Source organism: Mesorhizobium sp. WSM4849, from assembly GCF_055811385.1.
On the sequence record NZ_JBVVPW010000005.1, the window covers coordinates 221,241 to 240,049 of the forward strand.

21 protein-coding genes are annotated in these 18,809 nt (G+C 61.7%); 6 read left to right on the forward strand and 15 right to left on the reverse strand.

All coding sequences use genetic code 11. The features are described 5' to 3' along the window. Positions 1–19 precede the first annotated feature (19 nt). The 11 genes from rnhA to coxB form a co-directional block, all read right to left on the reverse strand. Positions 20–547 (reverse strand): ribonuclease HI, encoded by a 528-nt coding sequence (gene rnhA / locus AC0L3L_RS07525; RefSeq protein ID WP_473637124.1) that lies wholly within the window; start codon positions 545–547, stop codon positions 20–22. Further along, entirely contained in the window at positions 544–1,506 is a 963-nt protein-coding gene (locus tag AC0L3L_RS07530) for a homoserine kinase (RefSeq protein ID WP_473637125.1), read from the reverse strand. The genes rnhA and AC0L3L_RS07530 overlap by 4 nt, the downstream gene beginning before the upstream one ends. 7 nt (positions 1,507–1,513) lie before the next feature. Next, the gene (ispH, locus tag AC0L3L_RS07535) at positions 1,514–2,524 is read right to left on the reverse strand and encodes a 4-hydroxy-3-methylbut-2-enyl diphosphate reductase (protein WP_258119018.1); all 1,011 of its coding nucleotides are present in this window, start codon (positions 2,522–2,524) and stop codon (positions 1,514–1,516) included. 96 nt (positions 2,525–2,620) lie between these two features. Further along, a complete protein-coding gene (locus tag AC0L3L_RS07540) occupies positions 2,621–3,376 on the reverse strand; it encodes an SURF1 family protein (RefSeq protein ID WP_473637126.1) in 756 nt (251 codons plus the stop codon). After that, positions 3,373–3,759 carry a DUF983 domain-containing protein gene (locus AC0L3L_RS07545; RefSeq protein WP_473528654.1) on the reverse strand — a complete coding sequence of 129 codons (387 nt, stop codon included), beginning with the start codon at positions 3,757–3,759 and terminating at the stop codon, positions 3,373–3,375. The genes AC0L3L_RS07540 and AC0L3L_RS07545 overlap by 4 nt, the downstream gene beginning before the upstream one ends. Before the next feature lie 82 nt (positions 3,760–3,841). Beyond that, entirely contained in the window at positions 3,842–4,723 is an 882-nt protein-coding gene (locus AC0L3L_RS07550) for a cytochrome c oxidase subunit 3 (protein WP_473528655.1), read from the reverse strand. 1 nt (position 4,724) lies between these two features. After that, complete coding sequence (locus AC0L3L_RS07555; protein WP_473528656.1) at positions 4,725–5,366, reverse strand: cytochrome c oxidase assembly protein; 642 nt, start codon at positions 5,364–5,366, stop codon at positions 4,725–4,727. 8 nt (positions 5,367–5,374) lie between these two features. After that, positions 5,375–5,536, reverse strand: a complete 162-nt coding sequence (locus AC0L3L_RS07560) for a hypothetical protein (protein WP_095492403.1) — start codon at positions 5,534–5,536, stop codon at positions 5,375–5,377. A gap of 2 nt (positions 5,537–5,538) precedes the next feature. Next, positions 5,539–6,483 carry a heme o synthase gene (locus AC0L3L_RS07565; RefSeq protein WP_473528657.1) on the reverse strand — a complete coding sequence of 315 codons (945 nt, stop codon included), beginning with the start codon at positions 6,481–6,483 and terminating at the stop codon, positions 5,539–5,541. Between the two features lie 77 nt (positions 6,484–6,560). After that, positions 6,561–8,210, reverse strand: coding sequence for a cytochrome c oxidase subunit I (ctaD, locus tag AC0L3L_RS07570; protein ID WP_123147071.1), 1,650 nt, complete (start codon positions 8,208–8,210; stop codon positions 6,561–6,563). 37 nt (positions 8,211–8,247) lie between these two features. Further along, the gene (gene coxB / locus AC0L3L_RS07575; RefSeq protein WP_473487625.1) at positions 8,248–9,132 is read right to left on the reverse strand and encodes a cytochrome c oxidase subunit II; all 885 of its coding nucleotides are present in this window, start codon (positions 9,130–9,132) and stop codon (positions 8,248–8,250) included. A 374-nt stretch (positions 9,133–9,506) separates the two neighbouring features. Between coxB and AC0L3L_RS07580 the strand changes: the two genes are divergently transcribed. The 4 genes from AC0L3L_RS07580 (at position 9,507) to AC0L3L_RS07595 (ending at position 12,446) form a co-directional block, all read left to right on the forward strand. Further along, positions 9,507–10,097 (forward strand): invasion associated locus B family protein, encoded by a 591-nt coding sequence (locus AC0L3L_RS07580; RefSeq protein ID WP_473487626.1) that lies wholly within the window; start codon positions 9,507–9,509, stop codon positions 10,095–10,097. A gap of 138 nt (positions 10,098–10,235) precedes the next feature. Beyond that, positions 10,236–11,648 carry a metalloprotease TldD gene (gene tldD, locus AC0L3L_RS07585; protein ID WP_473637127.1) on the forward strand — a complete coding sequence of 471 codons (1,413 nt, stop codon included), beginning with the start codon at positions 10,236–10,238 and terminating at the stop codon, positions 11,646–11,648. Positions 11,649–11,794: 146 nt separating this feature from the next. Further along, a complete protein-coding gene (locus tag AC0L3L_RS07590; protein WP_123147067.1) occupies positions 11,795–12,070 on the forward strand; it encodes an AbrB/MazE/SpoVT family DNA-binding domain-containing protein in 276 nt (91 codons plus the stop codon). Continuing rightward, complete coding sequence (locus AC0L3L_RS07595) at positions 12,057–12,446, forward strand: type II toxin-antitoxin system VapC family toxin (protein WP_473637128.1); 390 nt, start codon at positions 12,057–12,059, stop codon at positions 12,444–12,446. The genes AC0L3L_RS07590 and AC0L3L_RS07595 overlap by 14 nt, the downstream gene beginning before the upstream one ends. A gap of 124 nt (positions 12,447–12,570) precedes the next feature. Here the strand turns inward: AC0L3L_RS07595 and AC0L3L_RS07600 are convergent, their stop codons facing one another. The 4 genes from AC0L3L_RS07600 to AC0L3L_RS07615 form a co-directional block, all read right to left on the reverse strand. Then, complete coding sequence (locus AC0L3L_RS07600; protein WP_473637129.1) at positions 12,571–13,077, reverse strand: RES family NAD+ phosphorylase; 507 nt, start codon at positions 13,075–13,077, stop codon at positions 12,571–12,573. After that, positions 13,070–13,441, reverse strand: a complete 372-nt coding sequence (locus AC0L3L_RS07605; protein WP_095492412.1) for an antitoxin Xre/MbcA/ParS toxin-binding domain-containing protein — start codon at positions 13,439–13,441, stop codon at positions 13,070–13,072. The genes AC0L3L_RS07600 and AC0L3L_RS07605 overlap by 8 nt, the downstream gene beginning before the upstream one ends. Positions 13,442–13,527: 86 nt before the next feature. Beyond that, positions 13,528–14,769 (reverse strand): class I SAM-dependent RNA methyltransferase, encoded by a 1,242-nt coding sequence (locus AC0L3L_RS07610; RefSeq protein WP_473637130.1) that lies wholly within the window; start codon positions 14,767–14,769, stop codon positions 13,528–13,530. Then, the gene (locus tag AC0L3L_RS07615) at positions 14,766–15,560 is read right to left on the reverse strand and encodes a TlyA family RNA methyltransferase (RefSeq protein ID WP_473637131.1); all 795 of its coding nucleotides are present in this window, start codon (positions 15,558–15,560) and stop codon (positions 14,766–14,768) included. Before AC0L3L_RS07615 ends, AC0L3L_RS07610 begins: the two co-directional genes overlap by 4 nt. 174 nt (positions 15,561–15,734) lie before the next feature. Here AC0L3L_RS07615 and AC0L3L_RS07620 point away from each other — a divergent pair, with 174 nt between their 5' ends. Both AC0L3L_RS07620 and AC0L3L_RS07625 read left to right on the forward strand, forming a co-directional pair. Beyond that, positions 15,735–16,136 (forward strand): GFA family protein, encoded by a 402-nt coding sequence (locus AC0L3L_RS07620; protein WP_473637132.1) that lies wholly within the window; start codon positions 15,735–15,737, stop codon positions 16,134–16,136. Positions 16,137–16,483: 347 nt separating this feature from the next. Continuing rightward, complete coding sequence (locus tag AC0L3L_RS07625) at positions 16,484–18,673, forward strand: adenylate/guanylate cyclase domain-containing protein (RefSeq protein WP_473487633.1); 2,190 nt, start codon at positions 16,484–16,486, stop codon at positions 18,671–18,673. Positions 18,674–18,809 lie beyond the last annotated feature (136 nt).

Below are 18,809 nucleotides of genomic sequence, written 5' to 3' on the forward strand. Positions count from 1 at the left end.
GCGGACCCGCAGCGGGAATTCAATAACTCTGGGTCGAGCGCCGTGGCTTTGCGACCGCCGGCTGCTTCGACTGCGGGCCTGGCTTCGGCGTCGCGGTCTTGACGGGGCCTTTCTTGAACGGCGCCATGCCACGCCGCGCCAGCTCGTCGGCACGCTCGTTCTCCGGATGGCCGGCGTGGCCCTTGACCCAATGCCAGATGACCTGATGACGGTTGCGCGCCTCGTCGAGGGCCTGCCACAGCTCGGCATTCTTCACCGGTTGCCTGGCAGCGGTCTTCCAGCCGTTGCGCTTCCAGCCGTCGATCCAGCTGAAAATACCGTCCTTGACGTAGTTGCTGTCGGTATAAAGATCGACGGCGCAGGGTTCTTTCAGCGCATTGAGCGCCGAGATGGCGGCCAAAAGTTCCATGCGGTTGTTGGTGGTAGCAGCCTCGCCGCCCGACAGTTCTTTCGTGACGCCGTTGAAGCGCAGGACCGCCCCCCAGCCGCCAGGTCCCGGATTGCCCGAACAGGCACCATCGGTGAAGATTTCAACGCGCTTGGTCATGTTAGTCCATACTCGGAAGGGGATTTGATCGCCCGGTGGAAACGCATCCTGCGGATGTATTCGGTCGGGTCGCGTTTTATGACCAGCCCGCCGTTGGCAACGGTCAGCCAGTCGTAAAGCCGGGTCAGCATGAAGCGCAGCGCCGAGCCGCGCGCCAGTATCGGCAGCGCAGCTTTCTCCTCGCCGCTCAAGGGCCGCACGCTTTGGTAGCCGGCAAGCAGCGCCGTGCCCTTGGTCAGGTTGAAGGAAAAATCCTTCTCGAAGCACCAGGCGTTGAGGCAGGTAGCGACATCATAGGCGTAGAGATCGTTGCAGGCGAAATAGAAGTCGATCAGCCCGGACAGTCTCTCGCCGAGGAAGAAGACATTGTCGGGGAAAAGATCGGCATGGATAATGCCCTCCGGCAGGCCTTTGGGCCAGTTCCGCTCGAAATCTACGAAGTCGGCATCGACCTCGGCCGCCAGTCCCGGCTCGACCTCGTCGGCGCGAGGGCGAGCGGCGCTCCACAGCTTGCGCCAGCCATCGATGGCAAGAGCGTTCGGACGGGTCATCGGAAAGTCGGCGCCGGCAAGATGCAGTGCCGCCAGCGCCTTGCCGACCTCGCCGCAATGCGCTGATGTCGGCCGCCGCAGCGAAAGACCTTCGAGGAAAGTGATGATGACCGCCGGCCGGCCGGCAAGTGTTCCGATGACGTCGCCATCATGCGCCGTCACCGGAAGCGGGCAGGAAATGCCCTTCCTGGCGAGGTGGCCCATGAGGCCGAGGAAGAACGGCAGGTCGGCCTTGTCGACGCGCTTTTCGTAGAGCGTCAGGATGTAGGAGCCGCTGGTCGTGTGCAGCAGGAAATTCGAGTTCTCGGTGCCTTCGGCGATGCCCTTGTAGGATAGGAGATCGCCGACCGGATAGGCCTCCAGGAACGCGCCGAGCTCGCCTTCGTTGACGTCGGTGTAGACCGCCATGGGCTCTTCACGCGGCTCCGTTGACGAAGGCCATGTCGGCCGCCGTCAGTTCGACGTCGCGCAGGACCCGCATCACCGGAAAATCCTCCGTTTCCGTCGCCGTCACCGCCAGCTCGATCGTCACGTCGAAGCGCTGCCGGAAGGCGTCGATGATCTCGTCGACGATGATTTCCGGCGCCGACGCGCCGGCCGACAGACCGAGCGTCGAGATTCCGGCAATGTCGGTCCACGGAATTTCGGAGGCGCGCTGTACCAGAAGCGACATCGAGGCGCCGGCGCGTTCGGCCACTTCGACAAGACGCCGCGAATTGGAGGAGTTGGGGGCGCCGACAATCAGGAAGAGATCGGAGCCCGCGGCGGTCTCCTTGACCGCTTCCTGACGGTTGGTGGTGGCGTAGCAGATCGATTCCGCGGCCGCCGCATGCAGATCGGGAAAACGATCCTTAAGCACCCGGATGATGCCGGCGGTGTCCTCGACCGACAGCGTCGTCTGGGTGACGAAACCGAGCGCCTGCGGGTCGGCGGGCACCAGATTCGCCGCGTCGGCTTCGGTCTCGATCAAGGTGACGGCGCCGTCCGGCAACTGCCCCATCGTGCCAATCACTTCCGGGTGGCCGGCATGGCCGATCAGAAGCACATGGCGGCCGAGCCGCTGATGACGCATCGCCTGCTTGTGGACCTTCGACACCAGCGGGCAGGTGGCGTCGAGATAGAAGAGATTGCGCGCCTGGGCGTCCGCCGGCACCGACTTCGGGACGCCATGCGCCGAAAAGACGACCGGGCTCTGGCGATGTTCCGCCGGTATCTCGGAGAGTTCCTCGATGAACACCGCACCGAGGCTTTGCAGCCCCTCGACGACGTAGCGATTGTGTACGATCTCGTGGCGGACATAGACCGGCGCGCCGTATTTCTTCAGCGCCAGCACGACGATCTGGATGGCGCGATCGACGCCGGCGCAGAAGCCCCGCGGTTGGCAGAGCCTGACGGTCAGCGGTGGCTTTGTGGTCGTGTGAAGCATGATTCCCGGCCGGTTGGTCGTAACGTTAGCTCAAGTCTTGAACTCAAGGCGCGAAATGAGGTGCGCACCCCTGCCCTGTCAAGGGCGCGGTGCCGATCATTCTTCTTTCGCCGGGCGGCGAAGCGTGAAGATGAGGACGCCGGCAAGGGCAGCGGCAAGGCCGTACCAGGTTACGGCGTATTGCAAATGGCTGTTCGGCAGGTCGATGATTGTAACGCCGCCGACCGGCAGCCCACCCGGGTTCGGCGTGGCGTCCGCGTCGATGAAGAATGGCACCAACCCCGCGCCGGCCGGCAGACCGGCGCTGGCCGCCATGGCATCGCGATCCTTCCAGTAGAAGATGTTCTTTTGCGGATCATTGTCGGGAAGCATCATCGAGGGCTTTGCCGGCAGCGGATTGCGGGCGAGCCCCGTCACCGTCACCTGGCCCGCACCCTGGCTTTGCGGGCGCTTGGCCGCGTCCTTGAGATCGTAGGGCACGAAGCCGCGATTGATCAGGACGAAGCGGCCGTCCTCCAGATGCAAGGGCGTGAAGACATCGAAACCGGACTGGCCCTCCCAAGTCGCGAAGAAATGTCGCTCGCTTTGATGCAGGAATGTGCCTGATGCCGTCACCGGCGTGTAATCCACATCGCCGGTTGCGGCGAACCGCTTTTCGACCTCGGCCAACGGCACAGGTGCGGAATGCGTGCGCTGGCCGATGGTCTGGAGAAGACCCTCTTTCCAGTACAGGCGCTGGACCTGCCAGGTGCCGAGCGCCAGCAGGATGAAGAACAGCACGAGGCCGAGGCCAAGCAGCAATGCCGTCTTCGGCCGCGAACGGCCTGTGATCGAGGCGGATGTTGTGCTCATTCGCCGAGGTCCAGCCTGCCCTCCGCCGCCTTGTTGCGGTATTGCAGCGTCAGGAGCACACCCTTGATCAGCCTGAGCGCGCCCAGGCAAAGCACCAGCGTCAGCGGTATCCACAGCAGGAAATGCAGCCAGAGCGGCGGATTCAGCGTCACCTCCATCCACAGCGCCAGCCCGACGACGATGAAGCCGATGATCAGGATGACGAACACCGCCGGACCGTCGCCGGCATCGGCGTAGGAATAATCGAGGCCGCAATTGGCGCAGCGTTTGCCGACGGTGAGGAAGCCGGAAAACAGTCGTCCCTCGCCGCAGCGCGGGCAGCGGCCGTGCAGGCCGGCCGAGATCGGATCGATTGGTGGCCAGATCGCCTTGTCGTCGCTCATTGCGATACTTTAGCGCCCTTCGCCCCAAAAGATAAGGCGGCCACGTCGCCGCAGCCGCCCACGCAATTCCTCAAAAAAGATTTCAGTGACCTTCAATCACCGCGCCGCTCGAGGCCCAGACATAGATCGACGCGAACAGGAACAGCCAGACCACGTCGACGAAGTGCCAGTACCAGGCGGCCGCCTCGAAGCCGAAATGGTGCTTGGGCGTGAAATCGCCCTTCATCGCGCGGACCAGGCAGACCAGCAGAAAGATGGTGCCGATGATGACATGGAAGCCGTGGAAGCCGGTTGCCATGAAGAAGGTGGCGCCGTAAATCGAATCCCTGAAGCCGAACGGCGCGTGCATATATTCGTAAGCCTGCACCATGGTGAACAGCATGCCGAGACCGACCGTCAGCACCAGGCCGTTGATCAGCCCCTTGCGGTCGCCATGAAGCAGCGCGTGGTGCGCCCAGGTCACCGTGGTGGCCGACAGAAGCAGGATGACGGTGTTGTAGAGCGGCAGGTGGAAGGGGTCGAGGACTTCGAGGCCCTTCGGCGGCCAGACGCCGCCGGTGAAGGCGGCGCGGGCGTATTGCTGTGCCTCGCCGGGAAACAGGCTGGCGTCGAAGAAAGCCCAGAACCAGGCGACGAAGAACATCACCTCGGAAGCGATGAACATGATCATGCCGTAGCGCAGATGCAGCGACACGACCCGCGTGTGGTGGCCTTCATGCGCTTCCTTGATGGTATCCGACCACCAGGCGTACATGGTGTAGAGGACGATCAAAAGGCCGATGAAGAACAGCCACGGATTGGCGATGTTGAAGCCGAAAACGGGGAAATCGCCGCCCTTGAGATACTGCATGTAACAGACGCCGCCGATCGCGGTGACCAACGCGCCGACCGAGCCGAGGAAAGGCCACGGGCTTGGGTCGACGAGATGGTAGTCATGTTGTGGTTTTGCGTGCGCGTCTGCCATATCAACCCCCGAGGCTTCTTTCGGTGTGTGAAACTTTGTTGCTTGTGCCTTCGGCCGGCACTGTCGAGGCCGCCGGCTTGTTGTTCTCGTTCTTCTCGACCGGGAACATCGTATAGGACAGGGTAATCGTCTTCAGGTCCTTCAGTTCCGGCGCATCGACGATGTCGGGATCTACATAGAACACGACCGGCATGTCCAGTGTCTCTCCAGGCTTCAACGTCGTGTCGGTAAAGCAGAAACACTCGACCTTGTTGAAGTAGGATCCTGCAAGTTCCGGCTGCACGTTGAAGGTGGCGCGGCCGGTGGTGTCGCGGACGAACTTGTTGGTGGCGCTATAATGCGCCTGCGCCGTCTCGCCTATCTTGATGGTGACCGAGCGGGCAACCGGCTGGAACTGCCAGGGCACGCCGACTGTGTTGGCGTCGAAACGGATGGTGATATCGCGGTCGAGCACCCGGTCGGCATATTGCTGCGTTGCGCGTTTTACGGTGCCGCCGTAACCGGTCGCCTCGCAGAACATCGCATAGAGCGGCACCGCGGCATAGGCCATGCCGATCATGCCGCCGAAAAAGGCGATGCAGACGCCGGCGACAATGCGGTTGGTGTTCTTCTTTTGAGGATGGGTCACTGTTTGGCGGTTCATCTTGAGCCTCACATCGTTCCGGTGAGGTTGTGACCGAATTTCACGACGGTCGCGATATAGAAGATGACGACAAGCACCGCCAGCGCCAGGCCGATGGCTACCGAGCGGTTGCGCCGGGCCTTCTGCTGGCGCTCCGTCAGCGTGATGAGTTCAAGCTTCTTGTCGGCCATGGTCATGCTCCACCCATGGCCAGCACGCGGTCGACAACGCAGTCGGCAAGATAGACGGCGAAAATGGCAAAGAGGTAGAGCAGCGAGTAGCCGAACAATGCCTTGGCCGGTTTCATCACATGGTCGCCGTCCGCCATCTGCAGCACCTTCCACGCGTACCAGACGAAGCCGGCACCAAGCAGCACCGCAAAGACACCATAAGCGGGGGTGGTGAAACCGAGCGTCCATGGCAGCACGCCAACCGGTGCAAGGATCAGCGCGTAGGCAAAGATCTGGCGTCGGGTCGAAGCCTGGCCCGCGACATTCGGCATCATCGGGATGCCGGCCCTGGCATAGTCCTCGGACTTGAAGAGGGCGAGCGCCCAGAAATGCGGCGGCGTCCACAGGAAGATGATCAGGAACAGGACGATACTTTCCAGGCTAACTGTTCCGGTCACTGCGGCCCAGCCGATCACCGGCGGAATGGCGCCGGCAGCACCGCCGATGACAATGTTCTGTGGCGTCCAGCGCTTCAGCCACATCGTGTAGACGACGGCATAAAAGAAGATGGTGAAGGCCAGCAGCGTCGCCGACAGCCAGTTGACCAGCACGCCGAGCGTCATCACCGACAGCACCGACAGCACCAGGCCGAAACTCAGCGCCTCGCCGGGCCGGATGCGGCCGGCCGGCACCGGACGGCCGGCGGTCCTGGTCATCACCGCATCGATATCGGCGTCATACCACATGTTGAGCGCGCCGGAGGCCCCTGCACCAATGGCAATGGCCAGGATAGCGATCACCGCCAGAAGCGGATTGATGGTCACAGGTGCCGCGACCAGGCCGACAAAGGCGGTGAACACCACCAGCGACATGACGCGCGGCTTCAACAGGGCGAAGAAATCGCCCGCCGTCGCTTCCGACACGCGAAAGCCCGGTTCGTCAGTCAAGGTGTCGTCGACAAGGGCCATGCGTACTTAAAGTCCATCATTCCGTTGGCCAAAACCGCCGGCGAACCGGCGGTTCCGTATTTCCCCCAGGCAGAAGCCTATTTGATCTTCGGCAGCTGTTCCCACTGGTGGAAGGGCGGCGGCGAAGGCAGCTGCCATTCGAGCGTCGTTGCACCCTCGCCCCATGGGTTGGCGCCGGCAACCCGCTTCTTCTGGAACGCCTCGAACACGCCATAGAGGAAGATGACCACGCCGACGGCCGAAATGTACGAGCCGTAGGACGACACCATATTCCAGCCGGCAAACGCATCCGGATAATCGATGTAGCGGCGCGGCATGCCGGAGAGGCCGAGGAAATGCTGCGGGAAGAAGACGAGGTTGACGCCGACGAAGGTGACCCAGAAGTGGGTGTTGGCGATGACAGGCGAATACATGTAGCCGGTCATCTTCGGGAACCAGTAGTACCAGCCGGCGAAGATGGCAAAGACCGCGCCCAGCGACAGCACATAGTGGAAATGCGCGACCACGTAATAGGTGTCGTGCAGCGGGCGGTCGAGACCGGCATTGGCAAGCTGGACGCCGGTAACGCCGCCGACGGTGAACAGGAAGATGAAGCCGATCGCCCAAAGCATCGGGGTCTTGAGCGAAATCGACCCGCCCCACATGGTGGCGATCCACGAGAATATCTTCACGCCCGTCGGCACGGCGATAACCATCGTGGCGAAGACGAAATAGCGCTGCGTGTCGAGCGACAGGCCGGTCGTGTACATGTGGTGCGCCCAGACGATGAAGCCGACCGCACCGATCGCGACCATGGCATAGGCCATGCCTAGATAGCCGAAGATGGGCTTCCTCGAGAAGGTCGAGACGATGTGGCTGACGATGCCGAAGCCCGGCAGGATCAGGATGTAGACTTCCGGGTGCCCGAAGAACCAGAACAGGTGCTGGAACAGGATCGGGTCGCCGCCGCCGTCCGGCGCGAAGAAGGTCGTGCCGAAGTTGCGATCGGTCAAAAGCATTGTGATGCCGCCGGCCAGAACCGGAAGCGACAACAGCAGCAGGAAAGCGGTGATCAGCACCGACCAGGCGAACAGCGGCATCTTGTGCAGCGTCATGCCAGGCGCGCGCATGTTGAAAATGGTGGTGATGAAATTGATGGCGCCGAGGATCGACGACGCGCCGGCGATGTGCAGCGACAGGATCGCAAGATCCATCGCCGGTCCCGGCTGGCCCGATGTCGATAGCGGCGGATAGATCGTCCAGCCGCCGCCGACGCCGTAGGCGCCAGGCGCGCTCGGCATGAAGGCCGAGATGATCAGCAGGATGAAAGCCGGTGGCAGCAACCAGAACGAGACGTTGTTCATGCGCGGGAAAGCCATGTCGGGCGCGCCGATCATGATCGGCACCATCCAGTTGGCGAAGCCGCCGATCAGCGCCGGCATGACCATGAAGAAGATCATGATCAGCGCATGCGCTGTGGTGAAGGCGTTGTACATGCTCTTGCCGCCGTCGAGCGCAGCGTCGGCGTTCAAGCCGTAGACCATCTGCGCCAGGCCGGTGAAAATCTGGATCCCCGGCTCCTGCAGTTCCATGCGCATGACGACCGAAAGGGCACCGCCGACGCAGCCCGCCATGATCGCGAAGATCAGATAGAGCGTACCGATATCCTTGTGGTTGGTCGAATACACCCACCGGACCCAGCCATGATACGGCTTGTGGTCGTGGTCGTGAGCTGCAGCGTCTGCCATGTTCGGCTCCGTTCCCTGATCTTTTCTGGTCGCGGCATCAGTTGCCGGCGGCCGCTACCTTGTCTTTGCCGTCGACCTCGGCCATCAGCGCCTTGTTGGCGCCGGGAAGGTCGGTGCCGGCTGCCGCCAGCCAGGTCTTGTACTGGGCGTCGGAGACGACTCGGATCGCGATCGGCATGAAGGCGTGGTCCTTGCCGCAGAGCTCCGAACACTGGCCGTAATAGAGGCCTTCCTTTTCCGCCTTGAACCAGACCTCGTTGATGCGGCCCGGAACCGCGTCGGTCTTGATGCCGAAGGACGGCATGGCAAAGGCGTGGATCACGTCCGCCGCCGTCACCAGCACCCGGGTCATGGTGTTGACCGGCACCACCATCTCGTTGTCGACGGCGAGCAGGCGCGGATAAGCGCCGCGGTCCTCCTTACCGGCCGCCGCGCGGTCAGAATCCGCCAGGATCGCTGAGTTGAAGGAAAGCGTGTTTTCGGTCTGGTATTCGTAGTCCCAGTTCCACTGGTTTCCCGTCGCCTTGACGGTCAACTTGGCTTCCTCCGGCGGTGTGTATTGCGCGGTCAAAAGCTGGAACGAGGGGATGGCGAGCATGAGCAGGACGACGACCGGCCCAACCGTCCAGATCACCTCGATCAGCGTGTTGTGGCTGGTGCGCGACGGGATCGGGTTGACGCTCGCGCGGAACTTCAAGATGCAATAGGCGAGAAGAAAGAGCACGAAGAGGGTGATCGGCACGATGAACCACAGCGTATAGTGCTCGAACAGGGCGATCTGCCGCATCATGTCGGTGGCGGCGGGCTGGAATGTCACCTCCCACGGCGCAGGCTGGGCGGCATGGGCGGATGCACCGGTGAACAGTGTGGCGGCAGCCCAAGCGCTTGTCAGGAATTTGGCGCCTGCTAGGAATTTTCTCATTGCCGTCATTATCTCCCAGTTCCTCGCGATCGGACCGCAAGAATATCGAACAACGCCGGGACGGGAATCCCGGACAGTCCCGAGGCTGGTTCAAACCATACTCTATTTGCCTCTGCAAGAAATGAGCGGAGGAAACCGTGCGGCATTTTTGCGCGCAAGCGCGGCTGCGCATTTTGGCGGCGGCCGCGGCGGTGGCGGATCGCGGAAGCCCGAGCGGCGGAGTGTCCTGGCAAAATGCGCCGGGCTGTCGCAATTCGGGCGAATTTGACACGGAAAAGCGCACAATTGCCTTGGTCGAGGCAGGCCGGCAGTGGTCTCATCCTTTACTTGCCCTTGGCGCGGCTTAAAGTGCCGTGATTCGCAATGGAGCCGTCATGAACTCTTGGCTTTGGAGACTTGGGCTTTCGAGACTTCGGGTTTCGCGATTGGGGCTTTCGAGAAGCTTGGCGAAGGTCATTCTTCTCGCTGCCGTGTCTGGCGTTGGCCTATCTGGTGTTGGCTTGTCTGGCATCGGCCAGGCCAATGCTGCGCAGCCAAGCGGCAAGGTGCGGTCGACGCATGGCGCATGGTCGGTCATCTGCGACACGCCGGCCGGAGCCACATCAGAACAATGCGTGATGATGCAGAACGTCGTCGCCGAGGACCGTCCCGAGATGGGGCTTTCCGTCGTCGTGCTGCGCACCGCCGACAACAAGGCCGAAATACTGCGCGTGCTGGCGCCGCTCGGAGTGCTGCTGCCCAACGGACTCGGTCTCAATGTCGATGGCAAGGACATCGGCCGGGCCTATTTCGTGCGCTGCTTCCAGGACGGCTGCTATGCCGAGGTCATTCTCGAAAAGCCGCTGCTCGACACGCTGAAGACCGGAACGTCAGCCACCTTCATCGTCTTTCAGACGCCGGAGGAAGGCATCGGCATTCCAGTCGAGCTCAAGGGTTTCGCCGACGGTTTCGCCGCCCTGCCTTGAGACCAAAATCCCAAAGGCCTTACCAACGAAAAGAGATTGTGATTGGCCTTTGGCGATGACAATGGTCATTGCCGATTGTCTGGACGCACCTGCGCGCCTACATCGTGAGGACAATCTCTTTCCACGGACGGACCTGCCATGAACAGCCTCATCGGCCAATTCGACATTTCCGACGATCGCATCAAGCAGATCGTCGCCGAGACTATCAACGGCGCCGACGACGGCGAGCTGTTCCTCGAATACAGCGAGAGCGAAGCGCTGATGTTCGACAATGGCCGGCTGAAGACCGCCAATTTCAACACAGACCAAGGCTTTGGCCTGCGCGCCGTCGCCGGCGAAGCGAGTGGCTACGCGCATTCCAGCGATCTTTCCGAAGCATCGCTGCTGCGCGCGGCCGACGCCGTCTCGACGGTCAAGAGCGGCTATTCCGGCACGTTTGCCGCGGCTCCTGCCCGCACCAACCGCCATCTCTATGGCGACGAGAACCCGATCCCCTCGCCTTCCTTCGAGGCCAAGGCCAAGCTCCTTCAGGAAATCGATGCCTGGCTGCGAGCCGAGGATCCGCGCGTGCGACAGGTGACGGCTTCGCTCGCCGCCTCCTGGCAACATGTCGAGATCGTGCGCGCCGACGGCCAGGTGGTGCGCGACATCCGCCCGCTGGTCAGGATCAACGTGTCGGTGGTGGTCGGCAATGGCGACCGCCAGGAGAGCGGCTCCTACGGCATGGGCGGGCGCAAGGCGTTTGGCGAATTTCTGGTCAAGGAGAGCTGGAAGCACGCGGCCAAGGAGGCGCTGCGGCAAGCGCTGGTCAATCTCGAAGCGATCCCCGCGCCCGCCGGCACCTTCGACATCGTCCTGTCCAGCGGTTGGCCGGGCGTCATGCTGCACGAGGCGGTCGGCCACGGGCTGGAAGGCGACTTCAACCGCAAGAAAACATCGGCTTTCGCCGGGCTGATGGGCCAGCAGGTGGCCGCGAAGGGTGTCACCGTCGTCGACGACGGCACCATGCCCGAGCGGCGCGGCTCGCTGACCGTCGATGATGAAGGAACACCTTCGGCCCGCAACGTGCTGATCGAAGACGGCAAGCTTGTCGGCTATATGCAGGATCGCCAGAACGCCCGGCTGATGGGCATGAAGGCCACCGGCAACGGGCGGCGCGAAGGCTATGCACACCAGCCAATGCCGCGCATGACCAACACCTACATGACCTCGGGCGACATGGAGCCGGACGAAATCATCGCGTCGGTCAAGAACGGCATCTATGCCGTCTCCTTCGGCGGCGGCCAGGTCGACATCACCTCGGGCAAGTTCGTGTTCGGCTGCACCGAGGCCTACATGATTGAAAATGGCAAGGTGACGCAGCCGATCAAGGGCGCCATGCTGATCGGCAATGGGCCTGACGCCATGCACCGCGTTTCGATGATCGGCAACGACATGAAGCTCGACACCGGCATCGGCATGTGCGGCAAGGCCGGCCAGGGCGTGCCGGTCGGCGTCGGCCAGCCGCATCTCAGGATGAACCAGATGACGGTCGGCGGAACGCGGGTTTGATAGAAGCTGCCGGCTGGTTTTGTGGTCACGAATACCATCCCGGCCGCCACTGCTGCTCCATCTCGTCAAATGCGTAGCTTGCGCCTTGAATTTGGCGCGACCTCCTATTATCTTACGTTTGTCTTACATCTAGGGGCGTACGTGCCGTGGCTGCTACGGAAAAGCTCATAACCACCGTCTCGACCAAGGGACAGGTCATTTTGCCCAGCGCAATCCGGAAACGGAGGGAATGGGACGCCGGCACGCGTCTTCTGGTCGAAGACACTCCGGAGGGCGTGCTGCTGAAGCCTGCGCCAGTCTTCGCCGAGACACGGCCAGAAGACGTGTTCGGATCCCTGCCCCATAGAGGCAGGCCGAAGACGTTGGAAGAAATGGATGCAGGTGTGCTGGCCGAAGCGCGGCGGCGCCATGCTCGCGATTGATACCAATCTTATCGTCCGCTACCTGACAGGCGATCACCCGACACAGTCTCCCCGCGCCGGGGCGCTGATCGATAGCCAGCCGGTCTTTGTCGCCATTACAGTGATCCTGGAGGTCGAGTGGGTGTTGCGCAGCACCTATGGTTTTGCGCCGCTCGAAATCGCCCGTACGCTACGGGCGTTTAGTGGGCTCCCCACGGTGGAGGTGGAAGACGGAGCGGTCGTGTCGTCCGCGCTCGACCTCTCGGAAAGGGGATTAGATTTCGCTGATGCGTTGCATCTGGGCAAGTCCGCTCACTGCGCCGGCTTCGCGACTTTTGACCGTAAGTTCGTCAAGGCCGCAAGGGCGGCCGGATATGAGGGCGTGCAAGAAGCCTAGCCGTCTCCCGACCAGGTTCGAACTGCCCTAAAGCGCGTCGCATTTGACCGGGCTCATGCGACGCGCTTTAGGTTGTTGTTTTGTCGTTATCGCAAAACCGCTGCACACTTTTGCGCGACATGCATTAAAGCCATGAAGCCGGCGTTTTCGGCAGGCGATGGTCGGGATCGATGACCTTCAGACGGGGTGCGTTGCTCTCGTTCCATCGCCAGAGGGCGACGCATGTGCCGCCGGGCGACATGAAGGAGGGGTAGATCACGCCATGCTGCCCATCGGCAATCAGGCGATCTCTCAGCGTGTGCGTCTCAGGCATCAGGCCTTGATCCATGATGTCGCGCCATTCACATCGGTGAATGTCTGCCGTCACGCCGAGCTTGGTCAGCACGTCAGCGTCCGTCAGGTTGGCTAGGCGCGGGCCTGAAAGTTCGAGCTGCGCAATCAGCGCCGGATGCTGAACAAAGCCCTGATTGTACTCCGCCCAAGCAGTGGACAATTCGCGCGCGGCATAGATCGTCGGGGTGCCCACCGGATTCCAGCGACCGCCAAAGCGGGCCGCTCCTTCGCCGGAAAGCGGCAGATGCGCCCAACGCGGCACGAAGGCGCGCCATAGGCTCAGCCTGTTTTCAGGCATAAATGCCGGAGCGGACTGCCTCCAGATAGGCAAGCACCTTGTCCGTTTTGCCCTCTCGAACGAGATCGTAGGCGGTCTTTCCCGCCCAGCCAGGGATTGGCTGATGCTTGAACCAGATCGCCGCACGCTGTTCATCGCCGGCCATCTCGCCTGCCATCGCCAGGATACGGACAATCGGACTCAATGCGGCGTCGACCTTGCGCGCGCCGGTCTTGGCGGCAAGCGTGTTGCGCGCGACGCCGATCAGACCCGCCAGTTCGGTCAGATTGACGCCCAGCAGTTCAGCTACCCGTCTTGCCGAAAGAAATGGCGTCCGTTCCTCGCCAAAGCGCGATGCTCTGATATCGAGGGCTGCGGTATTCATAACAGGTTCCTAGCACATTTTGAACGACACGCGATCAAAATAGGCTCATTTCTGGCGCAATTCAAGCTCAACGCTTGCAAAGCCTACTACCGCCTTCTCCTCGGCTTCTCCAAAAGCGCGACGGCCTCGACATGCGGAGACCACAGGAACTGGTCGATCGGCGTTACGCTTTTCAGGGCGTAGCCGCCGTCGATCAGGCTGCGCAGGTCGCGCGCCAGCGTCACCGGATTGCAGGAAACCGCGGCGACCAGCGGCACGTCGGAACGGGCAATCTGCTTCGACTGGTCCTCGGCGCCGGCGCGGGGCGGATCGAACACGATGCCATCGAAGGTATTCAACTCCTTGAATGTGAGCGGCCGCCGAAACAGGTCGCGGCGTTCGCTGGTCACGCGCTTCAGACCGCTGGCGAAACGGAACGCCCGGTCGAGCGCCGAAAGCGCTGCCGCGTCACCCTCCACCGCATGGACTTCCGACTTGGCGGCGAGACGTAGCGCAAAGCTGCCGCAGCCGGCGAAGAGATCGGCGACCTTCTTGGCGCGCGCGAAGTGCCGGCCGACGATGTCGGCCATCGCCTGCTCGGCGGCTTCGGTGGCCTGCAGGAAGGCGCCCGGCGGCACCGCGACGGCGATGTCGCCGAACATGACAACCGGCTTTTTGGGCTCGATTATGATCTCGCCATCGATCGAAAGCCTTGCCAGCCCCTGAGCGATGACGAAATTGGAGGCGACGCGGCGCTGGTTTTCGCCAAGCTTGCCGGACTCGTGAACCGCGACATCAAGGCCGGAACCGGTCACTGTGACCGTCATGCGGAACGATTTCGTCGTTGCGCAAACCAACTCGGCGAGTGCTTTCAGACGGTCGAGCTTTGCGACGATTTCGGGCAGCGAGATCGGGCATTCCTCGATGGAAATGATTTCGGACGACAGCGCCCGAACGAATCCGAGCAGCATGCCGGCCTCGCTCCGTCGGGCGGTGAACACGACGCGCCGACGCGTCTGCGGCGCGCACGGCACCAGCGCGTCAATGTCGCAAGTGACACCCTTGCTGTTGAGCGCTTGCGCAACCTTGTCGCGCTTCCACCGATGATAAGCTTCGGCCTCAAGATGCTGGATGGCGCAGCCGCCGCATTCGGTGAAATGCTGACAGGCAGGGTCGATGCGAAGCGGCGAAGCCTCCAGCACCGACATCAGCGTGGCACGGTCCTTTTCGCGCGCGGCGGTGACGGTTTCACCGGGCAGCGTGAACGGAATGAAAAGCTCGCCGGTTTCGGTCTCGGCGACGCCGTCGGCCTGGGAGCCCAGCCTTGTGATCGTGAAGCGCGCGTTCATCGGCCTCCGATCCCCCTGTTCTCGACTCCGGCGTCTTTGATCCCGGCGAGCAGGAACTCGCGGTTGCCGTCGCCGCCTTCGATCGGTGACAGATGCAGTCCCAGCGAGCGCCAGCCCGGGACGCCGTCGAGCCAATCCTGCAGCAGGCCGGCAACCCGCGCGGCATCGTATGGGTCTTTCAGCAAGCCGCCCTTGCCGATCGCCTCGCGGCCCGCCTCGAATTGCGGCTTAACCAGAAATATTGCTCTGGCGCCGCTCCTGGCAATGGCGAGCGCCGGCGGCAGCGCCAGCTTCAACGAGATGAAGCTGACATCGGAGACGATAAAATCCGGAATGCGATCGGCAAGATCGGCGGCGGAAAGATCACGGGCGTTCAATCCCTCGATCACCGTCACACGCGGATCGCCAGCGATATCCTGATGTATCTGGCCATGCCCGACATCGATCGCCGTGACATGTGCCGCGCCGCGTTCGAGCAAGACCTGAGTGAAGCCTCCGGTCGAGGCGCCGACGTCGAGCGCTTCGCTGCCGGCTGGATCGAGACCGAAATGATCGAGCCCGGCGATCAGCTTCAGCGCAGCACGCGACACGTAACCCTGCGCCGGATCATCGACTTCTATGAGGCAATCAGCCAGGACGGTCTGGCCGGGCTTGCGGGCGATGACGCCGTCAACCGTCACAGTACCGCGCTCGATCGCGTCGCGGGCGCGAGAGCGGCTGGGGAACAGGCCGCGCGCGACGAGCAGTTCGTCGAGCCGCTGGCGTGTGCTGGCTGGCAAAGGGGAGTTCATCGGCCTTCATGGCGAAAGCCTGTCACGAAGGCAAGGATATTGGGAAGACAACGAACATCTTGCGAAAGCGGCGAGCGCATCAGGCTGCGCCACAATCTGTTGAATATCGCACCAGGTCCGGCACAATGTTGGGAACGATATGCTCGTGTTTCTGCCAGAACGTGAGGAGGACGGATGCTGACCGGAACCTGCCATTGTGGCGCGGCCCACTGGACGTTGGAGGGCGATCCCGGCTCGATCACAGCCTGCAATTGCACGCTTTGCCGCCGCTATGGCGCGCTGTGGGCTTACGATTATGTTGACGAACGCATCCGTCTTGCGGGACCGACAAGTGCTTATACGCGCTCCGGAAAGGATGACCCGTCGCTCGAGATTCTGTTGTGTCCGACATGCGCCTGCGTTCTGGCCTGGCGTGGTTTGCGCTCCAGTGCCGCCGGTCGCACTCGAATCGCCGTCAATGTGAGGCTTGCGCCGCCTGACGCCGTCGCCGACCTGCCAATCGACCATTTCGATGGTCTCCATAAGTTCGAGGACCTGCCGCGCGATGGTCGCTGCGTGCGCGATATGTGGTTCTAATGCATGTCGCGCAGAAGTGCGCAGCGGTTTTGCGACAACGACATGCGTAAAAACAAGAACTTAAAGCGCGTCGCATGAATCCGTTCAAATGCGACGCGCTTTAGCGGAAATCTGACACTCAGTACCGGTGCGGAAGGGCGGAAGATGACCCCTTGGCGGTGGTTCGTTCGCGACCGGCCGAATTCACGCCCATGACCCTGAGCTGACCTTCATCAGCCCATTTCGCTGCCCGATGGCCGACGTTCACCCCAACCAGCGTTCCTGACCCAAAGCCGACCAGAGCAGGACTAGGCTCCGAAGCGATACTCTATTATCATGGAAACAGTTGCCCAGCGCCGGAAACCTCCATGGAGCGCAGGCTTGCGGCGATACTTGCCGCTGACATCGTTGGCTACAGCCGCCTTATGGAAGCCGATGAGGCGGATACCCTCGCGCGCCTGAAGAGCACCCGCGAGAACCTGATCGATCCGAAGATCGCCGCTCATAAGGGGCGCATCGTGAAGCTCATGGGCGACGGCGCGCTGATAGAATTCTCCAGCGTGGTCGACGCGGTCGGTTGCGCCGTCGAAATCCAGCGGACGATGGCGGAGTGCAACGCCGAACTGCCGAAGGAAAAACAGCTCGAATTCCGCATTGGCGTAAACCTTGGTGATGTGATTGTCGAAGGACAGGACATCTATGGCGACGGCGTGAATGTCGCGGCGAGACTGGAAGGATTGGCCGAACCCGGGGGCGTCCTGATTTCAGGAACGGCATTTGATCAGGTCGAGAGAAAGCTGGATTTTGAGTTCGAATTTTTGGGTGAACAAAAGCTCAAGAACATCGAAAAACCTGTTCGTCTGTATCGGGTAGGCCCGCGGGCACGCGCCGCGTCCGGAACAGTTCCAGCAAAACGCAAACGTCATATCGAATGGCGCCGGCTGACAGTCGCGGCGACGGCGCTGATCCTGATCGCCGGAGGTGTAGCGCTTTGGAAGGTGGTCGGGGACGGTTCAGGACCGCCGGTCGAGGTGGCCTCCAGGGAAAGAATGGCGTTGCCGCTGCCCGATAAGCCGTCAGTCGCTGTATTGCCATTCACCAACATCTCGAGCGACGCCGGCCAGGAGCACTTCGCCGACGGCATGACCGATGACTTGATCACCGACCTTTCCAAGGTTTCCGGCCTCTTCGTGATCGCGCGAAACTCGACATTCGTTTACCGCGGCAAGCCGGTAAAAATCAGCCAGGTCGCCGAAGAACTTGGCGTGCGTTACGTTCTCGAGGGGAGCGTACGGCGAGCCGGCGAGCAGGTGCGAGTCAACGCCCAGCTCATCGATGCCCTCACCGGCGGGCATGTGTGGGCGGACAGGTTCGATGGAAACGTCGCCGATATTTTTGCGGTCCAGGACGTTTTTGTCGCAAAGATCGTCGAAGCGTTGAAGGTCAACCTCACCACCACCGAAAAAACGGAAATTGCCCGCGCCAAGCCGGACAACATTGCAGCCAAGGAAGCTTTCGAAAAGGGTTGGAGCCTTTATCTCCGTTACAACGCAAAGGATACAGCTGCCGCCATCACGTCCTTGAAAAAAGCAACCGAACTTGATCCCGAATATGGGCGAGCTTATGCCGCCCTGGCGCTGGCCTACTTCCGCGTCGTTGACTCACTCTGGGGTAAAGAACTCGGTAGGGACGAACCATATTTCTGGTGGGGAGCTCACGATTACGTAGAGTTGGCCAAGAAATATCCAACGTCACTGTCTTATACGGTCGAGGCATTGCGGGACGGTTATCAAGGCCTGGCCAAAGATGCACGCAGGAATGCCGGTCGAGCGATTGCATTGGATCCCAACGACCCCGAGGCACACATCGCAACGGCTTGGGCGCTGACGATCTCAGGCGAACCTGCCGACGCGCTGAATTTCGTCGCGACCGCCATGCGGCTCAACCCGAGCTATCCAAGCCACTACGTTCTCGCTCGTGGATTGGCGCTCTTTGCAATGGGCGATCTGAAACAAGCGGCTGAGGTGTTCGGAGAAGGCGTCAGGCGAAACCCAGACGCAACTGCGCTCTTTCTACCTCTCAGTTCCGTGCTGGCGCAGCTCGGTCGCCGGGAAGAAGCGAGGCAAATGCTGATGAAGTTCCGGCCCGGCATAGGCCAGAAAGGCCTCGAAAACATTCCCGACACCTTACACCACTCGTTCAAATGGGATTATGAACACGCAAATGTCGGGGAGCGCCTGAATGATGGTGTCCGTATCGCTGCGCTGCCGCTGGACGTCACCGTTACGAGCCTGGAAGCAGAGCTTGGCGCCGGCGATCCCTTTTCCCAGCTATATGCAGCAAAACGACTGGGCTGGTTTGGACCAGCGGCATTACAAGCCGTTCCGGCTCTGGTTGAAGCGCTTAAGGTTGAGTATCTCCGCCGGGAGGCCATCGAGGCGCTGGGAAAGATCGGACCTCCGGCACAAGCTGCGATACCTGCGCTTGTCGCACTCCAGAATGAAGCTCTGGTTGGCATTTACGCAAAGGACGCGCTGTCCAAAATCAGAGGCAATTGATGGACCCTGGACGCGCGTCAGGGATTTCCGCTTGTGGCCCAACTCGGACCTGCTGCGATGTCCGCTCCGGAGCCGCTGTTGGGGGACAAGGAGACATCAAACGCGTCCAGTCCGCCATCCCAATTGTCGAGTAGAC

Bases quoted from the DNA above. Each gene is read 5' to 3' on its own strand.
- AC0L3L_RS07625 (WP_473487633.1), top strand. From the start codon at position 16,484: ATGGAGCGCAGGCTTGCGGCGATACTTGCCGCTGACATCGTTGGCTAC.
- AC0L3L_RS07560 (WP_095492403.1), bottom strand. From the start codon at position 5,536: ATGGCCGACAAGAAGCTTGAACTCATCACGCTGACGGAGCGCCAGCAG.
- tldD (WP_473637127.1), top strand. From the start codon at position 10,236: ATGAACAGCCTCATCGGCCAATTCGACATTTCCGACGATCGCATCAAG.
- AC0L3L_RS07580 (WP_473487626.1), top strand. From the start codon at position 9,507: ATGAACTCTTGGCTTTGGAGACTTGGGCTTTCGAGACTTCGGGTTTCG.
- AC0L3L_RS07555 (WP_473528656.1), bottom strand. From the start codon at position 5,366: ATGAACCGCCAAACAGTGACCCATCCTCAAAAGAAGAACACCAACCGC.
- AC0L3L_RS07545 (WP_473528654.1), bottom strand. From the start codon at position 3,759: ATGAGCGACGACAAGGCGATCTGGCCACCAATCGATCCGATCTCGGCC.
- AC0L3L_RS07595 (WP_473637128.1), top strand. From the start codon at position 12,057: ATGCTCGCGATTGATACCAATCTTATCGTCCGCTACCTGACAGGCGAT.
- AC0L3L_RS07610 (WP_473637130.1), bottom strand. From the start codon at position 14,769: ATGAACGCGCGCTTCACGATCACAAGGCTGGGCTCCCAGGCCGACGGC.
- ispH (WP_258119018.1), bottom strand. From the start codon at position 2,524: ATGCTTCACACGACCACAAAGCCACCGCTGACCGTCAGGCTCTGCCAA.
- AC0L3L_RS07620 (WP_473637132.1), top strand. From the start codon at position 15,735: ATGCTGACCGGAACCTGCCATTGTGGCGCGGCCCACTGGACGTTGGAG.
- ctaD (WP_123147071.1), bottom strand. From the start codon at position 8,210: ATGGCAGACGCTGCAGCTCACGACCACGACCACAAGCCGTATCATGGC.
- AC0L3L_RS07550 (WP_473528655.1), bottom strand. From the start codon at position 4,723: ATGGCAGACGCGCACGCAAAACCACAACATGACTACCATCTCGTCGAC.
- AC0L3L_RS07600 (WP_473637129.1), bottom strand. From the start codon at position 13,077: ATGCCTGAAAACAGGCTGAGCCTATGGCGCGCCTTCGTGCCGCGTTGG.
- rnhA (WP_473637124.1), bottom strand. From the start codon at position 547: ATGACCAAGCGCGTTGAAATCTTCACCGATGGTGCCTGTTCGGGCAAT.
- coxB (WP_473487625.1), bottom strand. From the start codon at position 9,132: ATGAGAAAATTCCTAGCAGGCGCCAAATTCCTGACAAGCGCTTGGGCT.
- AC0L3L_RS07605 (WP_095492412.1), bottom strand. From the start codon at position 13,441: ATGAATACCGCAGCCCTCGATATCAGAGCATCGCGCTTTGGCGAGGAA.
- AC0L3L_RS07530 (WP_473637125.1), bottom strand. From the start codon at position 1,506: ATGGCGGTCTACACCGACGTCAACGAAGGCGAGCTCGGCGCGTTCCTG.
- AC0L3L_RS07565 (WP_473528657.1), bottom strand. From the start codon at position 6,483: ATGGCCCTTGTCGACGACACCTTGACTGACGAACCGGGCTTTCGCGTG.
- AC0L3L_RS07615 (WP_473637131.1), bottom strand. From the start codon at position 15,560: ATGAACTCCCCTTTGCCAGCCAGCACACGCCAGCGGCTCGACGAACTG.
- AC0L3L_RS07540 (WP_473637126.1), bottom strand. From the start codon at position 3,376: ATGAGCACAACATCCGCCTCGATCACAGGCCGTTCGCGGCCGAAGACG.